We start from the raw sequence: 17,691 nt of genomic DNA, 5'->3' as shown, positions 1-17,691 counted from the left end.
GGAGATACAATGAGTGATATAATTTATACTTACACAGACGAAGCACCAGCGTTGGCAACTTTTTCGCTATATCCAATGATAAAAAAATTTTTAAGTAAAGCAAATATAGATATTCAAACAGTAGATATATCATTAGCTGGGAGAATTTTAGCAAATTTTAGTGATTATTTAGATGAAGATCAAAAAACAAAAGATTACTTGCAAATTTTAGGGGAATTAACTACCCATAAAGATGCAAATATCATAAAGCTTCCAAACATATCGGCTTCAGTACCTCAATTAAACGCTTGCATAAAAGAGTTGCAAGAAAAAGGGTATAAAATTCCTAATTATATAGAAAATCCAACAACACAAGAAGAAATAAAAATAAAACAAAAATATGCAAAAGTATTAGGAAGTGCTGTAAATCCAGTGTTAAGAGAAGGAAATTCAGACAGAAGATGTGCAAAAGCTGTTAAACAATATGCCTTAAAAAATCCACATAAAAATAAAAAATGGGATGAGTCTATAAAAACTGAAGTTTCTTATATGCAAAGTAGCGATTTTTATGAAAATGAAAAAAGCATTATTTTTGAAAATTCAACAAATTTAAAAGTCATATTTGTTGATAATATCGGTCAAAAAACTGTTTTAAAGGAGAATTTAAACGTCTTAAAAAATGAGATTATAGATGCAACTTTTATGAGTGCAAAAAAACTTGATGAATTTATCAAAAATAGTATTGATTTGGCAAAACAAAAAGATCTTTTGTATTCAGTTCATCTAAAAGCCACTATGATGAAAGTAAGCGATCCAGTAATTTTTGGGCATTTTGTAAAGGAATTTTTTAGCGATGTTTTTATTGAATTTAAAGATGAATTTAAAAAATTAAAAGTCAATGAAAACAATGGTTTAAAAGATCTATTTTTAAAAATAGAAAATTCAAACATAAAAGATAAAATTTATGCTAAATTTGATGAAATTTATGCTAAGCGTCCGGATTTAGCCTATGTAGATAGCGATAATAAAATCACAAATTTACACGTTCCAAGCGATGTTATTATAGATGCATCTATGCCTGCAATGATAAGAAATGGCGGTAATATGTGGGATAAAAATGGTCAAGAAAAACAAACTCTTGCAGTCATTCCAGATAGAAGTTATGCTTTAGTTTATGAGGCTATGATCAAAGATTTAAAGAAAAACAAAGAGTTAAATCCAGCAAAAATCGGTTCAGTCTCAAATATAGGCTTAATGGCAAAAAAAGCACAAGAATATGGAAGTCACGATAAAACTTTTATTATGAAAGATGATGGAAAAATTATAGTAAGTGATGAACAAGATAAGGTGTATTTTGAATTTGATGTAGAAAATGGCGACATTTTTAGAATGACATCAACAAAGGATGAAGCTATTAAAAACTGGATAAATTTAGCCATAAATAGAGCAAAATCAACCAAAATAAACACAATTTTTTGGCTAGATGAAAACAGAGCACACGATAGAAATTTAATGAAAATAGTAAAAAATGAGTTAAATAAATTAGATATAAATGATTTAAATTTAGAAATTTTAAGCCCTTATGAAGCTACACTAAAAACAAATTCTCTAATCAGAGAGTCAAAAGATGTAATAACAGTAACAGGCAATGTGCTTAGGGATTATTTAACAGATCTATATCCAATAATCGAGCTTGGAACAAGTGCAAAAATGCTATCAATTGTGCCACTTTTAAATGGTGGTGGACTTTTTGAAACTGGTGCTGGCGGTTCAGCTCCAAAACATGCAGAACAACTAATAAAAGAAAATCATTTAAGATGGGATAGTTTGGGAGAATTTTTAGCTCTTGGTGCGAGTTTAGAACATTTAAGCGAATCAAAAAATAATCAAGAAGCAAAAATATTAGCAAAATGTTTAGATAAAGCAATATCTACTTGGCTAAAAAACGATAAATCTCCAAAAAGAAAAGTTGGAGAATTTGATAATAGAAATAGCCATTTTTATCTTATTTTATATTTTGCAAAAGAGTTAGCAAATTCAAATTTTGGTGAAATTTATAGAGATATTGCTCTAAATTTAGAACAAAATGAAATGAAAATTAACAATGAGATTTTAAATGCACAAGGTAAAAGCGTTGATTTAGGTGGATATTATAAATTCGATAATAAAAAAGCAAATGAAGTTATGAGGCCTAGTAAAATTTTAAATAAAATAATTGATGAGTTTTAAAAATATTAAATTTATTTTAAAATAAAATATTAAAATATTTTTTAGTTATTTTATTAGTTAAATTTAGGTAAATTTAGGTCAAAATTTTTTAAAGGAGTTTGTATGAATATCCACGAGTATCAAGCTAAGTCTTTGTGTCGTGATTTTGGTATCAATGTAGCAGATGGATTATTGGCAAATAGCGTAGAAGAAGCAGTAGAAAATGCTAAAAAACTAGGCGGTTTAATTTGGGCTGTAAAAGCTCAAATTCATGCTGGTGGTAGAGGACTTGGTGGCGGAGTAAAGATAGCAAAAAGCTTAGATGAAGTAAAAAAATATGCCACTGAAATTTTAGGTATGACTCTAATCACTCCTCAGACCGATAAATTTGGCAAAGTTGTAAAAAAAATTTATATAGAAAAAGGGTGTGATATCAAAAAAGAGTTTTATTTAAGTTTTACTTTTGATAGAAATAGTGAAAAAATTGGCTTAATAGCAAGTGCAAGCGGTGGAGTAAATATAGAACAAACCTCAAGCGATTTGATTAAAAGCTTGCTAATCGATCCACAAATTGGGCTTATGGAATTTCACTCTTTAGAGATTGCTTCATTTCTAGGTTTTGATAAAGAGTTGAGTATTAAATTACACTCATTTTTAAATAAACTATATAATCTTTACATAAAAACAGATGCAAATTTAGTAGAAATAAATCCATTAATTTTAACACAAGATGATGATTTTATGCCACTTGATGCTAAAATGAATTTTGATGATAGTGCATTATTTAGACAAGAGAAAATAGCTAATTTTAGAGATTTAGATGAAGAAGAGCCAAGTGAAGTTGAGGCAAAAAATCACTCTTTAAGCTATGTAAAATTAGATGGAAATATCGGATGTATGGTAAATGGAGCTGGACTTGCAATGGGCACAATGGATACTATAAATTCAGTTGGTGGAAAGCCTGCAAATTTCTTAGATGTAGGTGGTGGAGCCAATCCTCAAACTGTAGCCAAAGCATTTGAAATAATATTAAGAGATAAAAATGTTAAATCTATATTTGTAAATATTTTTGGCGGTATTGTTAGATGCGATAGAATTGCAAACGGAATCTTAGAAGCCACAAAATTAACTCAAATAGATATTCCAGTAGTAGTTAGATTAGATGGCACAAATGCAAAAGTTGCAGCCGAAATTTTAAAACAAGCAAATATAAAGAATATAATTTCAGTAGATGATTTAGAAATTGGTGCTAAAAAAGCTGTAGAATTAGCAAAAGAAGGTGAGATATGAGTATTTTAGTAGATAAAAACACAAAGGTTATAATACAAGGTTTTACTGGACAAGAAGCTACTTTTCATGCAAAAGAGTGTATAGAGTATGGTACAAATATAGTAGGTGGCGTTACTCCATTTAAAGGGGGCACAACACATCTTGATAGAGAGGTTTTTAATACAGTTAAAGAAGCTGTTATTAAAACTGGTGCTGATGTTAGTTTAATTTTTGTTCCTGCTAAATTTGTAGCAAATAGTATAATCGAAGCAGCAAATGCTGGTATAAAATTAGCAGTTGTAATAACAGAACATACCCCTGTAAATGATATGCTAAAGGCTAAAAATTTTGCAAATAAATGCGGTATGAAAATAATTGGTCCAAATTGTCCTGGAATTATAAGCTCAAATGAATGTAAATTAGGTATAATGCCTGGAATGGTTTTTAAAAAATCATTTACAAATATAGGTCTTATCTCGAAATCTGGCACACTAACTTATGAAGGTGCTAATCAAATTTTAAAAGAGGGATATGGAATTTCAACAGCTATTGGGATAGGCGGTGATAGCGTTATAGGTTTAACTTATAGTGAGCTTTTGCCTATGTTTGAAAAAGATGAAGATACGAAGGCTATAGTTTTGATAGGTGAAATTGGCGGAAGCTTAGAAATAGAAGCTTGCAAAGTGATAAAAGAGCAAATAACTAAACCAATAGTAGCATTTATAGCTGGTCAAAGTGCTCCAAAAGGTAAAAGAATGGGGCATGCTGGTGCTATAATTAGCAATGAAGATTCAACAGCAAAAGGGAAAATGAAAGCATTGAGTGAAGTTGGTGTTAATGTCGTACAAAGCCCAGCTCATATAGGATTAAAACTAAAAGAAATTTTGAAATAAGGAGAAAAAATGGAGCAACCACAAGGCGTGGCAGTTTGGGTTGATGAATCTCGCTGCAAAGCCTGCAATATTTGTGTTAGCTATTGTCCAAGCGGTTCAATAGCTATGCGTTATGAACCAAATGCTATACAAGGAATGATGATAGAAGTTATAAATAGCAATACCTGTATAGGTTGTAGAGATTGCGAGAATCACTGCCCCGATTTTGCTATTTTTGTAGCAGATAAGGGCTTTAAATTTGCAAAATTAACGCCTGAATCAAAGCAAAAAGCTCAAGCTATTAAAGATAATAATTTTATAAAAATAAAGGATTGTTAATGAGAGAGGTTATATCAACAGGAAATATCTTAGTAGCTCAAGCAGCAGTTGATTGTGGCTGTAAATTTTTTGGCGGATATCCGATTACGCCATCAAGTGAAGTAGCTCATGAAATGAGTGTTCTTTTGCCAAAAGTTGGTGGAACTTTTATTCAAATGGAAGATGAAATTTCAGGTATTTCAGTAGCACTTGGAGCTTCAATGAGTGGAGTTAAAGCGATGACAGCGAGCAGTGGACCTGGAATTTCACTAAAAGCCGAACAAATAGGACTTAGTTTTATAGCTGAAATTCCATTAGTGATAGTTGATGTTATGAGAGGTGGACCATCAACAGGGCTTCCTACAAGAGTAGCGCAAGGCGATATTTTGCAAACTAGAAATCCAAGCCATGGTGATTTTCAGAGTATAGCTTTAGTACCTGGGAATTTAGAAGAAGCTTATACTCAGTGTATTAAAGCTTTTAATTTAGCTGAAAAATTTATGACGCCTGTATTTTTGTTGTTAGATGAAACACTAGGACATATGCAAGCAAAAGCATATTTACCAGAAAAAGATGAGATTGAAATTTATACAAGAGCTAAATTTGAAGGAGATCCAAAAGATTACCTTCCATATCAAGCAGATGAAGATAAGCCAGCGATTTTAAATCCATTTTTTAAAGGATACCACTATCATATAACAGGACTTCATCACGGACCTACTGGCTTTCCAACCGAAAATGGAGAAATGGTAGATTATAACATAAAGCGACTTATAAACAAGATAAATTTACACAAAGACGAAATAGTTGATTTTGAAGAATATAAATTAGATGATGCTGAAATTTGTATTATTACTTATGGAAGTGTAAATTTAGCAGCAAGAAATGCAATTGATAAATTAAGGCAAGATGGTATAAAAGCTGGGCTTTTTAGACCTATAACATTATGGCCAAGCCCTGGAAAAGAGCTTAAAAATTTATCAAAAAAATTTGAAAAAATTTTAGTTGTAGAATTAAATATGGGACAGTATTTTACAGAGATTCAAAGATGTATGCTAAGAGATGATTTGCATACCTTATTTAAGGCAAATGGAAGACCAATAAGCCCTAATGAAATTATCCAAAAAGTTAAGGAGATGTAATGGCTTTTGATTATAATAAATACTTAAGAATAGACAAAATGCCTACGCTTTGGTGCTGGGGTTGTGGAGATGGAGTAATTTTAAAAGCCGTAATAAAAGCTATAGATACAATGGGTTGGAATATGGACGATGTATGTATAGTAAGTGGTATAGGGTGTAGTGGGAGATTTAGCTCTTATATAGATTGCAATACAGTTCATACAACGCACGGAAGAGCCACTGCATATGCAACAGGGATAAAATTAGCAAATCCAAATAAGCACGTTATCGTTGTAACTGGAGATGGTGATGGTTTGGCAATTGGCGGAAATCACACCATTCACGCCGCTAGAAGAAATATAGGCATAAAACATATTTTAATAAATAATTTTATTTATGGTTTAACAAATTCACAAACTTCACCTACAACACCAAAAGGTTTTTGGACCGTAACAGCTCAAAAAGGTAATATAGATCCAAATTTTGATGCAACACAACTTCTCATAGCAGCTGGAGCTACTTTTGTTGGAAGACAAAGTATGATTTATCCTGATCAATTAGTAAAACTTTTAGTGAAGGGTTTTGAGCACGATGGATATAGTTTTTTTGATGTATTTTCAAACTGTCATATAAATTTAGGTAGAAAAAATAAAATGGCTGCAGCTACAGATATGCTAAAGTGGATTGATGGCATGACAGTCAGTAAGGTTAAATTTGATAAAATGAGTGATGAAGAAAAAATCGGACTATTCCCGCTAGGAATTTTACATGAAGACAACTCCCATATAGAATATACAAAAGCTTACGCAAAAGTTATAGAAGCTGCACAAAATGGCTCTAAAATAAATTTTGAGGAGATAGTATGACGCAGCTTAGATTTGTAGGTGTTGGAGGGCAAGGTGTTATTTTGGCTGGAGAAATTTTAGCAGCAGCCAAAATCAAAGCTGGTGGATACGGCATAAAAGCCTCGACTTATACATCGCAAGTTAGAGGTGGACCAACAAAGGTTGATATCTTACTAAGTGATGAAGAAATTTTATACCCTTATGCCGATGAAGGCGGAATTGATTTTATGATAGCTACAGCACAAACAAGTTATGATAGCTTTAAAAGTGGGGTTAAAAATGGCGGAATTATAGTAATAGAGCCAAATTTAGTTAAAGCTAGCGATGAAGATAAAAAGAGATGGAAAATTTATGAAATTCCAATCATAACAATAGCAAAAGATCAAGTAGGCAACGTAATAACACAAAGCGTAGTAGCTTTAGGAATCGCTGTTGAATTTACAAAAGTTATGGATGAAGAGTTGGTAAAAGAAGAGATGATTGATTCAGTTCCACAAAAAGTAAAAGCTGCAAATTTACAAGCCTATGCCTTAGGAATACAGGCTGCAAAAGAACTTAGGTAATAATTTAGACTGCATTGCAGTCTAAATTTAACCATTTAAAACATTATAAATTTAATTTCTCACACAAGAAAAATCATAAAGACTAATTTTAAATAAAACTATCACAATCAATCAAAACCCAACTTCTGTTTTTATTTTATCCACATAAAGTTCTCTTAGTTTCACTGTAAATTTACCTATTTTGCCTCCATTTATTAATTTTTCATCTACACTTATAACGGGTAAAATCAATAAAGTCGCAGCACTTATAAAAACTTCATCAGCTCTATAAACTTCATCTAAATCAAATTCTCTCAATCTAACCTCTAAACCTAATTTTTCCGCCAAATTTAAAATTATTTTTCGTCTTATTCCAGGAAGTATCTCATTTGATAAAGGTTTTGTTAGAAGAACTCCATTTTTTATGATAAACGCACTTGAGCTACCACACTCCGTTACAAAGCCATTTTCTATCATTAAGCACTCATCAACTCCTGCTTTGTAAGCATAGGTCTTAGCCATACATTGTGCCAAAAGCGATATACTTTTAATATCTCTTCTCTTCCACCTCAAATCGGGCGTACTTATCATTTTAATGCCTGTTTGCAATTTTGGATGATTTAAAATTTCAGTTTTATATACAAAAGCAACAATAGTTGGCTTTAAATTTTCTAAAAATATAAAATTTCTAAACGCCTCACCACGAGTAACTTGAATATATACAGCACCCTCTTTTATGTTATTTTTATAAATAAGCTCATAAGCTATATTTTCTATCTCTTGCTTATTTATTTCTAAATTTATTTCTATTTTTTCTAAACTACTACAAAATCTATCCCAAAAATCGCTCTTATCGATTAGTTTTGAATTAATTACAGGAACAACTTCATAAATTCCATCACCAAATATAAAACCTCTATCAAAAATAGAAATTTTAGCATCTCTTGCCCTTAAAAATTCACCATTTACATATACGATATCATCTAAATTTTGCATAATCTTCCTTTTTTAATTTCATATTTTATCAAATTTAAGCTTTAAATTTTCACTATAAACTTATTTTGAGTTAAAATTTGGTAAAATTATACAAAAAATTTAGGTGATAATAATGAAAAAGTGCAAAATTTCAGACAAAATAATAAGAGGTATGTTTTTTATATCAAAAAAACCAGTTTTATTTAGAGATTTATTAGAAGCAAATGCAAGTTTCAATGAGGGTATGCTAGTTGATCCTGCAAAGTTAAATTTTAAATTTAGATATGGAAAATCTTATATAATTTTTGGGCTTTTGTGCTTAATTATATTAATTCCATTTTTAATTTTAACTCACGGTATTTTTGAAAAAATAAACTTTCATATATCAATCATAGCCACTATTTTTATAACATCTTGTATTTTTATAGGATTTGATATCTTTAAAGCCATAGCTAGAAAATACTTGACAAAAAAACTTATTCAAGAAGCTTGGGCGATTCATTTTCCATTTTTTCCATACGAAAAATACTCTTCAAAAGTAGAAGAAATTTATGATGAAGCGATAAAAAAAGAGATTTCCAAGCGAGAATTAGAGCAGTATGTATTAGATAAATTAGTTACAAATAGCTAATTTATCCCATTATTTCCTTAAAATTTTGAGAGATTTTTTTAGAATTTTCATTTAAAACTTTTAAAAAATCTACTAACTTATTTGAGTGCTTTAAAATTTCATTATTATATTTCTCAAAAAGTTCAAATTCTTTAGATAGATTATAAATTTGAGATTTTATTGAATTTATATTTTTGTTTGTATTTTCATCTTTTATAAAAATTCTAAGAGTATATAAAAGCGACATTATTGTTGATGGAGAACATATAAAAACACCTTTTTGAATCATATAATGAAAAATCTCATCCAAATTTGAACAAATATATGTAAAAATAGCCTCACTTGGTAAAAACAAAACAGCAAATTCGGTAGTAGAAGGCGGCAAAATATATTTGTTAGATATATCATCAATGTGCTTTTTCATATTCTTAATTAAATCTTTGTTAGCTTGTGTTAGTGCCTTAGAATCGTTATTTTCTAATGCATCACATATATTTTGATAGCTTGTTAGTGGAAATTTAGAATCAATCCCTAAATATAAATTTTCTTTAATTTTTAAAGCTACATCAACAATTAAACCATTATCTAGCTTTTTTTGAATTTCATAAAAATTATTGTTTCTTCCATAAGTTAGTTCTAAAATTTTTTTTAATTCAAATTCGCCAATATTGCCTCTTAATTTAACATTATTAAAAATTTTATTTAGTTTTGCGATTTCGTCTTTTAAGAGCATTGTGCTATTGTTTGAATTTTCTAATTCATTTATTTTTTGAAGTATATCTTTAAATTTAGTATCTATCGATTTAACACTATTGTCTAAATTATTAGAAGTTCTTAATTCTGAATTTGTAAAACTCTGATTTAAACTCTGATTTAAACTAAAAAATCTATCTACAATAGAATCATTTAAATCATCACTTGCAGTTTGATGTTTAAGGCTTTGTTCGTTTAGTAAATTTTGCATATTTGAAATTTGAGTAGCAAAAAACTCTTTTTGTCTAAAATTTAAAAAAATTAAAATAAAAATAAGTATAATTAAAAAAATAAATAATGTATAAAAAACCTCCATTTAATCCTCCAATTCGATATTCAACGGATCGGCTATTTCATACTTAAATTTTAAAGCATTAATCTTTCTTTCCAAGTCCCTATTTTCCTCTATTAAAACAGAATGTGTTGTTTGAAGTTCATCTATATCAATGCTTATATAATAAATCATATTTCTAATGTAAATTGCTGGAATAAACATAGCTATCATCGAAACCAAAATAATACCACCTATCATTAAATCATAAAAGTTCAATCCTTTTTCATTAAAATTTTTATTTTCCATATATCTTAAACGCCCTTAATTTTGAACTTTTACTTCTTGAGTTTAACTTAATTTCTTTTTGTGAAGGAGTTATGGCTTTTTTTGTTAAAATTTTACCAAGTGCGTGATTATTTCCACACTCGCATTTTATAAAAAAATCAGGACAAATACAACTTTTTTCCCATTTTTTAAATCTATTTTTAATAATTCTATCCTCAAGAGAATGAAATGATATTATAGCCAAAATACAATCTTTAAATTTAGCCTTTTCTATGCTTGTTAGTAAATTTGTTAGCTCCTCTAACTCTTTATTTACTTCTATTCTGATAGCTTGAAATGCTAACGTAGCTTTTGAGACAGAATTTTTTCTAACTTTTTGCGGTCCTAAAATTTCAGCTAATTCTACGCCACTTTCTATATATCTTTTAGCTCTATATTTTACAATTTTATCTGCTAAATTTTTTGCATCTTTAATCTCTCCAAAATCTCTAAAAATTCTAACCAAATCATCAAAAGAATAGTTATTTACTACAAATTTGGCATCTAAAATTTGAGTTTTATCCATCCTCATATCCAAAGTTTTTGATTTTGTTGAAAAACCTCTATCATTTTTATTTATTTGAAGAGATGAGATGCCTATATCAGCCAAAATTCCTCGGATATTAGAAATATCAATTTTGCTTAAAATTTCAGAAAAAGGACCTTTATAAATTTCTATCCTATCACCATAATTTTTTAATAAATTTTTAGAATACAAAAAAGCTTCTTCATCTCTATCATTTCCTATAATTTTAATATTTGGATTTTGATCTAAAAGAGCCTTGGTATGCCCACCATAACCAATAGTAGCATCTAAAATAATACCACTTTTAATATCGCAAAATATACTTAAAATTTCATTTAATAAAACAGGTGTATGTATCAAATCAGCCCTTAAATTTTATTTTTTTTAGTATAATAACATAATTTTATTTAAAAAGGCAAGAAATTTGGATTTACAAAATATTTTAGAAGATATAGAAAAATTATCTTTAACAATGTTTAGAAAAGGATTTTTTGGAGTATTTCATGGATCTATTTCAACAAAAATCGGTATAAATAAATTTCTAATAAATAAAAAAAATGCAGTATTTGATAAGCTAACTCGAAATGATATGATTTTATTGTACGATAAAAAAGATTATAGATGGAATGAGGCAAGCATTGATAGCGATATACATTTAAACATATACAAAAATTTTTTTGATGCTAAATTTATAGCCTTTGCTATGCCACCAAATACAGTAAGTTACTCTTTAAGTCACGATTTTATCATACCAAAAGACTATTTTGGATATGAAAAATTCAAAAAAATTAAAATTTACGATCCTAAAAATTTTGATGATTGGTATGAAAGAGCTCCTTCTGAAATTTGCAAAAATCTTTTAAATAGTAAAACAAATTTTTTAATAATAAGAGGCTATGGCGTAGTAATATATGCAAGGACTTTTTCAAATTTAGCAAAAGATATTGCATTAATAGATAATAGTTGTAAGATTTTACAATTAAATCAAATTTATAAATGAAATTAAATTTTAATAACAAAATAATAAAATTTTTTGTTAGCAACTACAAAAATTATAGCGATTTTAAGCAAGCTTAAGGTTAATTTTAATATAATAACATCAATTTTTTGTTAGTTAATAAAGGAAATAAATGATAAATTGGATGCAAAAGCACAAAAAAGCTCTCATACCTGCAATCTGGATAAGCACTATTGCATTTGTTGGTGCTGGTTTTGTAGGATGGGGTGCTTATGATATGCGAAGGGACCGCTCTACTTCTGTTGCCATGGTTGGTGATACAGCAGTTACAATACAAGATTTCAGACAAAAATATAACTCACTATACAATTATTTTAACACTATTTCAAATGGTCGTATGAGTCAAGAAGAAGCTAGACAAATAAAATTAGATCAAATTGCTTTATCAGAATCAATCAAAGATGCTATAAGATTAAATTTTGCTAAAAATTTAGGACTTGGTGCTAGCGATAAAGATGTAATAAAATACTTAATTACAATGCCAGAATTTAAAATCGATGGAAAATTTAATGAACAACTATATAAAGACACACTCAAAAATGCAGGCATTAAGCCATTAAATTTTGAAAATGACTTAAAGAAAAATATAGTTATTAATAAGTTGGCATATGCTATAAATTTACCAGCAACAAATCTTGATTTAGAAGCATTGCAAAGTGCTTTTTTTATGCAAGATAGACTTTTAATTGACATTGTTTCTGTAAATTTAGATGAGTTAAACATTTCAGAAGATGAATTAAAAGAGTTTTGGCAAACAAAAAAAGATAGCTATCAAACAACAAAATCTTATGATATAGATGCTCTTTTTATATCCTCAAAAGATGCAAATGTTAGTAATGAAGAGCTAAAAGCATATTGGCAAAAAAATGAAAACAGCTACAAAAATAGCGATGACACAATCAAAACATATGATGAAGCAAAAAATGAAGCCCTAAATGATTTAAAACTAGAAAAAACTAAAAGCGTAGCCGTTAAAAAATATCTTGAGTTAAAAAAAGGAAATTTACAAACAGAATCAAAACTAACAGTTAGTGAGAATAATCAAACTTTTCCTATTCAAAATATAATAGATAAAAAAGAAGGGGAGTTTATTAAGCCTTTTGAATATAAAGATGGATACTTAATAGCAAAAATATCTAATATAAACGAGCCGCAAACAATGTCTTTTGAAGAAGCTAAAAATTTAGTAAATTTAGAGTATCAAGAGGTAAAAGCTAAAAATGAACTAGAAAAAATAGCACAAACAGCACTTGAAAATTTTAAGGGTAGAGATATAGGATTTGTATCAAGAGATAGCAAGATGAGTTTTGAAAATTTAAGCGAAGGTGAATTTAGTATATTTTTAAATGAATTATTTAATACAAACAACAAAATTCAAGGATTTATTACACTAAATAACAAAGCAGTAGTTTATAAAATAATTGACCAAAAATTAGAAAATGCAGATAAACTAAAAGAATACAAAGAGCTTTTATCACAAAATGCTTCAAATTTAAAAAATAGCATTCTAGGAAATGATTTATTAAATACCCTAGAAAAACAATACAAAATAGAGCAATTTTATAAAGGTGATCATTTTGAATAATTTTTATATTTTAGGATTAGATGTTGGCTCTGCCAACACAACAGCCATTATGACAAAAATTAGCGATAACAGCCTTAGCATATGTGGTATAGGTAAATCAAAAACAAATGGCATAAAAAAAGGATCTGTTACAAATATAGAACAAGCTAAAATTTCTATAAAACAAGCAGTAAATGAGGCTACTAAAATGGCTGGAGCAAAACCAGATAAAGTCATAGTTTCAATTCCAACCATATACACAAAAAATACAAAAATAAGTCGCACCATTAATGTACCAAATGGTGAAATTGGAATACAAGAAATAAAAAGAGTTATGCAGATGGTAGCAGAAAGTGTAGTAACTACTGATGATAAGCTTATTCATATACTCCCTTACAATTTCAAAGTAGATCAACAAGAAAAAATAGAAGATCCAATAGGCATATGTGGCGAAAAATTAGTGGTTGATGCAAATGTTATAACAGCAAACCAAAATTTAGTTAAAAATTTACTAAAAGCCGTGTCTATGGCTGGCTTAAAAGTAGATGATTTAGTATTGAGCGGATACGCATCTGCTATTGCTACTCTAAATGATGACGAAAAGGAATTAGGAGTTTGTCTTATAGATATGGGTGCATCAGTGTGTGATATTGCCGTACATGCTGGAAATTCGATTAAATTTAGCGACTACATTCCATTTGGCTCTTTAAACATAACAATGGACTTATCTCAAACCATAAATACGCCACTTGCAAACGCTGAAGATATAAAAGTCAATTATGGAAAATTAATTAAAAGCAAGACAAGTATAGAAGTACCTACAATAGGCGATTCTTCCTCAACTAATTTAATAAGTATGGAGGTGTTGGCAGAAGTCATACTTGCTAGAATTGAAGAAATTTTAATGTTTTTATTAAATAAAATTAAAAAAAGTGAATATTGTGAAAATTTAGGAGGAGGTATAGTTTTAACAGGTGGTTTATCTAAGTTAGATGATATGAAAAATTTAGCTTTTGAAGTTTTTGGTAATAATTTTCCTGTAAGAATAGCAAAACCTAAGAAAGTTGGAGGATTGACAGAAGTATGTGAGGATTGTGAAAATTCTTGTGCTATAGGTCTTTGTTTATACGGTGCTGGAGGATATACATCATATGAGATGGATTCTAATGGCGATTTAAGATATAAAAATTCAGTCAAAATTGATACAAATTTAGAAGAGATAAAAGAAAATAAAGAAACAGAAATAAAAAATGATTCTTGTGTATTAGATATACCAAATCAAATCGAAAAACCAAATTTTGTGCAAAGAGTTATAAATATCATAAAAGGTATGTTTTAAAAATTTAAATAAGGATGAAAAAATGAATGGATATAAAGTTGAAGAGCAAAAACCAACTTATGGAGCAAAAATTAAAGCTATAGGTGTTGGTGGCGGTGGCGGAAATATGATTAATCATATAATAAGAGAAGGATATGATAAAATTGATTTGATTGTTGCAAACACAGATCAGCAAGCATTAGACAAATCATTAGCTAAAACAAAAATTCAACTTGGCCCCACAACCACAAGAGGACTTGGTGCAGGAATGGATCCAGAAGTTGGTAAAAGAGCTGCTGAAGAGAGTTATGAAGATTTAAAAGATGCTTTAGAATATGCGGATATAGTTTTTATAGGCGTTGGTGAAGGTGGCGGAACTGGAACTGGTGCTGCACCTGTAGTAGCAAAAGCAGCTAAAGAAAACAAAGCTCTTGCTGTTGGTATTGTCACTACTCCATTTAATTATGAAGGAAGTAAAAAATTTTCTATAGCCCAAAAAGGCGTAGAAGAATTAAAAAAAGAGTGTGATTCTATTTTGGTTATTTCAAACCAAAAACTTCTTAGCTTAGTAGATAAAAAAGCTGGTTTAAAAGAGAGTTTAAAAAAGGTAGATGATGTTTTAGCAAGTGCAGTAAAAGGAATGAGTTCTATTATATTAGAATATGGTGATAGTGATATGAATGGTGATTTTGCGGATGTAAAAACAATTATGTCCCACAGAGGGTTAGCGCTGATGGGAACAGGTTGTGCTGAAGGTGAAGATGCCATAAAAGATGCTATTGAAGATGCCATCCAATCACCTCTTTTAAATGATGTAAACATAAATGGAGCTATGGGTATTTTAATACACTTTAAGCTTCATCCAGATGCTTCAATTATAGAATTTAGCGAAGCTGTTGAGAGGGTTAGAGAAGCAGCACATAAAGACGCTATAGTTAAAGTAGCCACAACAACTGATAGCAATATAGAAAATAATAGAGTTGAAGTAACCTTAATAGCAACTGGATTTGAAGAAGCTGAGAAAATAAACCAAAAATTAGAAAAAGAAGTAGAAAAAAAAAGAGATGAAATCACGGAAAATCATATAAAAAATAGAGTTGTTAGATCAAAAAAGGTCATAAATGGAATCTATGATGATATATATGATGAACTTGATAGCATTCCAGCTTATCAAAGAAATAAAATGGACTAAAGATATTTATAGATATGTTATATTTTGTAACATATCTAATATTCAACAAAACACTACAATATATTCTAATTTTAATCAACATTTCTTTTTTTTAAATATAATTAACTATTTTATTTCAAAGAGATAATCGCACTAAAAAATATTTATTTAAAATTAGTTTATCTCTTGTATTTTTTATTTTCATAACAATTTCAAATATATTGAAAAAATTATAAAAATATTAAACTGAAATAAATGCCAAAGATAGGGTTAAATTTTTAAATTATGATGTTTCAGACTTAATGGTTACTAATTTCACACAAAACAAAGCATGATAAATTATCATTATATATCTCTCAAACAATCTTGCAACTATAAATAAAAAAAGCTGATTTAATTAGTAAAAACCTATAATTTAAACCATTCTAAGCATGACCAGTTTTTAAGATTTTTACGTTAAATGTATTAAAAATTTTAATGTCATAAAACGCAAAATTCAAAATATTATCACCAAAAAACTAAAAGAATCAAGATGATATCTGTTTTCACGCAAACATATTAGTATAAATAATAGGTAATATAAATTACTTATCAACAGTTACAAAATAAAATAATTAAAGTTATATTATTGAGTTGGGCAATGAAAACTTTTTCAAAAATACATACGAGCAAATCTTAAATCCAATAGAGATAAAAAGTATCTACTATTAGTAATATTTATAAATGTTTTTAAATTTATAAATTGTCTTATATTACCTAATCTTAAATTTTATTTTGATTATATATTTTGCTACAATATTAAAATCAAATTTAATCTAAAAACCAAATATTTTATAAAAATATAAATTTTAATCTAAAATTTACTAATTTTCATAAATTTCTCAAATTTTCCTCCAAACCCTTGATTTCAAAAAAAAAAAAAACTATAATTAAAGAATTTTTTATACAAAGGACTTAATATGAAACAAAATCAACAACGTTTAAAATTTCTATCTTTGGCTTTAGTCGCAGCTTTGAGTTGTAATGCAACTTTGTTTGCTAGTGAAGATAGTTTTACGAATACCAGCAAAGAAGAGCAACGCAAAAAAGTTTTGGAAGAATTTGAAAAAAATAGCGTCAAACAGCTTCAAAAAATAACTAATGATTTAGAAGTATATTATAGAACTTCTGAAAATTTAGAGCAATTATTGACTGAATTATATAAAAACAATAAAGATCAACATATGCCAAATTCGCATAAAACACAACTTGAACAAGAAATAAAAAAATTTATTGATAAAATAGAAGAGTATGAAAAGAAGACTAAAGATTTAAGTGATAAAAACACTCATGAAAGTGTAATTGAATTTCAAAAACTCTCATCAGATATAAATGATTTGGAACAAAACATATATACACAACAACAAAAGCTTGATAAATTGTATGAATCTTTTAAGATTAAAAATACAGAAGAAATCCAAGATCTAATAAAAAAGCAAGAAAATGATTTAAAAGAGCTTAAATTCCAGCTTATGGAAGATGAAGACTATCCACAAGACCAAGGCAATGAAAGCGATAGCATGAGTGAAAATTTAGCCCCAGGTGGTGGCTCAAGCAGTGGTAGTGCTAACAGTCCAGGCGGTTCGAGTAACGGTGAAGCTTCAAACGGTAGCAGCAGTGGTAGCTCAAGCAGTCCAGCCCCAGGTGGTGGCTCAAGCGGCGGCGGTAGTCCAGGCAACAGCGGTGGTAGTGATACTGAAAGTCCAGGAAGCAGTGGTAGTAGCAGTGGTAGCTCAAGCAGTCCAGCCCCAGGTAATAGCTCAACCCATCCAAACGGCAACGGTAATAGCTCAAGCAGTGGTAGTGCTAACAGTCCAGGCGGTTCGAGTAACGGTGAAACTTCAAGCGGTAGCAGTAGTGATAACTCAAACAATGGCGGCGGCAACTCAAGTACTCCAAGCCCTCAATCACCTTCAACCCAACCAAACAACCACAGCACCACCCCTCAATCTACTCAAGAAACTA

General features: G+C 29.1%; 17 protein-coding genes. 13 read left to right on the top strand and 4 right to left on the bottom strand.

Translation table 11 applies throughout. The features are described 5' to 3' along the window. Positions 1-9: 9 nt before the first annotated feature. From F1B92_RS03635 to F1B92_RS03605, 7 genes are all read left to right on the top strand, one after another. Positions 10-2,208, top strand: a complete 2,199-nt coding sequence (locus tag F1B92_RS03635; protein ID WP_154570552.1) for an NADP-dependent isocitrate dehydrogenase — start codon at positions 10-12, stop codon at positions 2,206-2,208. Positions 2,209-2,310: 102 nt separating this feature from the next. Beyond that, positions 2,311-3,477 carry an ADP-forming succinate--CoA ligase subunit beta gene (sucC, locus tag F1B92_RS03630; protein ID WP_154570551.1) on the top strand — a complete coding sequence of 389 codons (1,167 nt, stop codon included), beginning with the start codon at positions 2,311-2,313 and terminating at the stop codon, positions 3,475-3,477. Continuing rightward, positions 3,474-4,349, top strand: coding sequence for a succinate--CoA ligase subunit alpha (gene sucD, locus F1B92_RS03625; protein WP_154570550.1), 876 nt, complete (start codon positions 3,474-3,476; stop codon positions 4,347-4,349). The genes sucC and sucD overlap by 4 nt, the downstream gene beginning before the upstream one ends. A gap of 9 nt (positions 4,350-4,358) precedes the next feature. Continuing rightward, positions 4,359-4,667, top strand: a complete 309-nt coding sequence (locus tag F1B92_RS03620; RefSeq protein ID WP_154570549.1) for a 4Fe-4S dicluster domain-containing protein — start codon at positions 4,359-4,361, stop codon at positions 4,665-4,667. Further along, positions 4,667-5,788 carry a 2-oxoglutarate synthase subunit alpha gene (locus F1B92_RS03615; RefSeq protein WP_154570548.1) on the top strand — a complete coding sequence of 374 codons (1,122 nt, stop codon included), beginning with the start codon at positions 4,667-4,669 and terminating at the stop codon, positions 5,786-5,788. Before F1B92_RS03620 ends, F1B92_RS03615 begins: the two co-directional genes overlap by 1 nt. Then, positions 5,788-6,633: a 2-oxoglutarate ferredoxin oxidoreductase subunit beta gene (locus F1B92_RS03610; protein ID WP_154570547.1), complete on the top strand. Its 846-nt coding sequence runs from the start codon at positions 5,788-5,790 to the stop codon at positions 6,631-6,633. The genes F1B92_RS03615 and F1B92_RS03610 overlap by 1 nt, the downstream gene beginning before the upstream one ends. After that, a complete protein-coding gene (locus F1B92_RS03605; RefSeq protein ID WP_154570546.1) occupies positions 6,630-7,175 on the top strand; it encodes a 2-oxoacid:acceptor oxidoreductase family protein in 546 nt (181 codons plus the stop codon). Before F1B92_RS03610 ends, F1B92_RS03605 begins: the two co-directional genes overlap by 4 nt. Positions 7,176-7,286: 111 nt before the next feature. On the opposite strand, the gene F1B92_RS03600 is transcribed toward F1B92_RS03605, so the two are convergent. Next, positions 7,287-8,150 carry a D-amino acid aminotransferase gene (locus tag F1B92_RS03600; protein ID WP_154570545.1) on the bottom strand — a complete coding sequence of 288 codons (864 nt, stop codon included), beginning with the start codon at positions 8,148-8,150 and terminating at the stop codon, positions 7,287-7,289. Positions 8,151-8,262: 112 nt separating this feature from the next. Between F1B92_RS03600 and F1B92_RS03595 the strand changes: the two genes are divergently transcribed. Beyond that, the gene (locus tag F1B92_RS03595; protein ID WP_154570544.1) at positions 8,263-8,760 is read left to right on the top strand and encodes a hypothetical protein; all 498 of its coding nucleotides are present in this window, start codon (positions 8,263-8,265) and stop codon (positions 8,758-8,760) included. A 1-nt stretch (position 8,761) separates the two neighbouring features. Here the strand turns inward: F1B92_RS03595 and F1B92_RS03590 are convergent, their stop codons facing one another. Genes F1B92_RS03590 through rsmH form a run of 3 tightly spaced genes read right to left on the bottom strand, consistent with a single transcriptional unit; the run spans position 8,762 to position 10,976 of the window. Beyond that, the gene (locus F1B92_RS03590; protein ID WP_154570543.1) at positions 8,762-9,808 is read right to left on the bottom strand and encodes a DNA recombination protein RmuC; all 1,047 of its coding nucleotides are present in this window, start codon (positions 9,806-9,808) and stop codon (positions 8,762-8,764) included. Beyond that, positions 9,809-10,072 (bottom strand): hypothetical protein, encoded by a 264-nt coding sequence (locus F1B92_RS03585; protein ID WP_195836283.1) that lies wholly within the window; start codon positions 10,070-10,072, stop codon positions 9,809-9,811. Then, on the bottom strand, positions 10,062-10,976 hold the full coding sequence (rsmH, locus tag F1B92_RS03580) for a 16S rRNA (cytosine(1402)-N(4))-methyltransferase RsmH (RefSeq protein ID WP_154570542.1): 915 nt from the start codon (positions 10,974-10,976) through the stop codon (positions 10,062-10,064). The genes F1B92_RS03585 and rsmH overlap by 11 nt, the downstream gene beginning before the upstream one ends. Positions 10,977-11,040: 64 nt before the next feature. Between rsmH and F1B92_RS03575 the strand changes: the two genes are divergently transcribed. The 5 genes from F1B92_RS03575 to F1B92_RS03555 all read left to right on the top strand — a co-directional run. Next, the gene (locus F1B92_RS03575; protein ID WP_154570541.1) at positions 11,041-11,616 is read left to right on the top strand and encodes a class II aldolase and adducin N-terminal domain-containing protein; all 576 of its coding nucleotides are present in this window, start codon (positions 11,041-11,043) and stop codon (positions 11,614-11,616) included. 130 nt (positions 11,617-11,746) lie between these two features. Further along, entirely contained in the window at positions 11,747-13,219 is a 1,473-nt protein-coding gene (locus F1B92_RS03570) for a peptidylprolyl isomerase (RefSeq protein ID WP_154570540.1), read from the top strand. After that, positions 13,212-14,537, top strand: a complete 1,326-nt coding sequence (gene ftsA, locus F1B92_RS03565; RefSeq protein ID WP_154570539.1) for a cell division protein FtsA — start codon at positions 13,212-13,214, stop codon at positions 14,535-14,537. Before F1B92_RS03570 ends, ftsA begins: the two co-directional genes overlap by 8 nt. Before the next feature lie 22 nt (positions 14,538-14,559). Next, the gene (gene ftsZ / locus F1B92_RS03560; RefSeq protein WP_154570538.1) at positions 14,560-15,708 is read left to right on the top strand and encodes a cell division protein FtsZ; all 1,149 of its coding nucleotides are present in this window, start codon (positions 14,560-14,562) and stop codon (positions 15,706-15,708) included. A gap of 938 nt (positions 15,709-16,646) precedes the next feature. Continuing rightward, on the top strand, positions 16,647-17,691 hold a 1,045-nt coding region (locus F1B92_RS03555), incomplete at its 3' end, for a hypothetical protein (RefSeq protein ID WP_195836282.1).

Origin of the sequence: Campylobacter portucalensis (assembly GCF_009690845.1) — a bacterium.
Lineage (GTDB): Bacteria > Campylobacterota > Campylobacteria > Campylobacterales > Campylobacteraceae > Campylobacter_B > Campylobacter_B portucalensis.
Note: the sequence above shows the minus strand (reverse complement) of the source record. Positions and strands in the feature narration are given on the sequence as shown.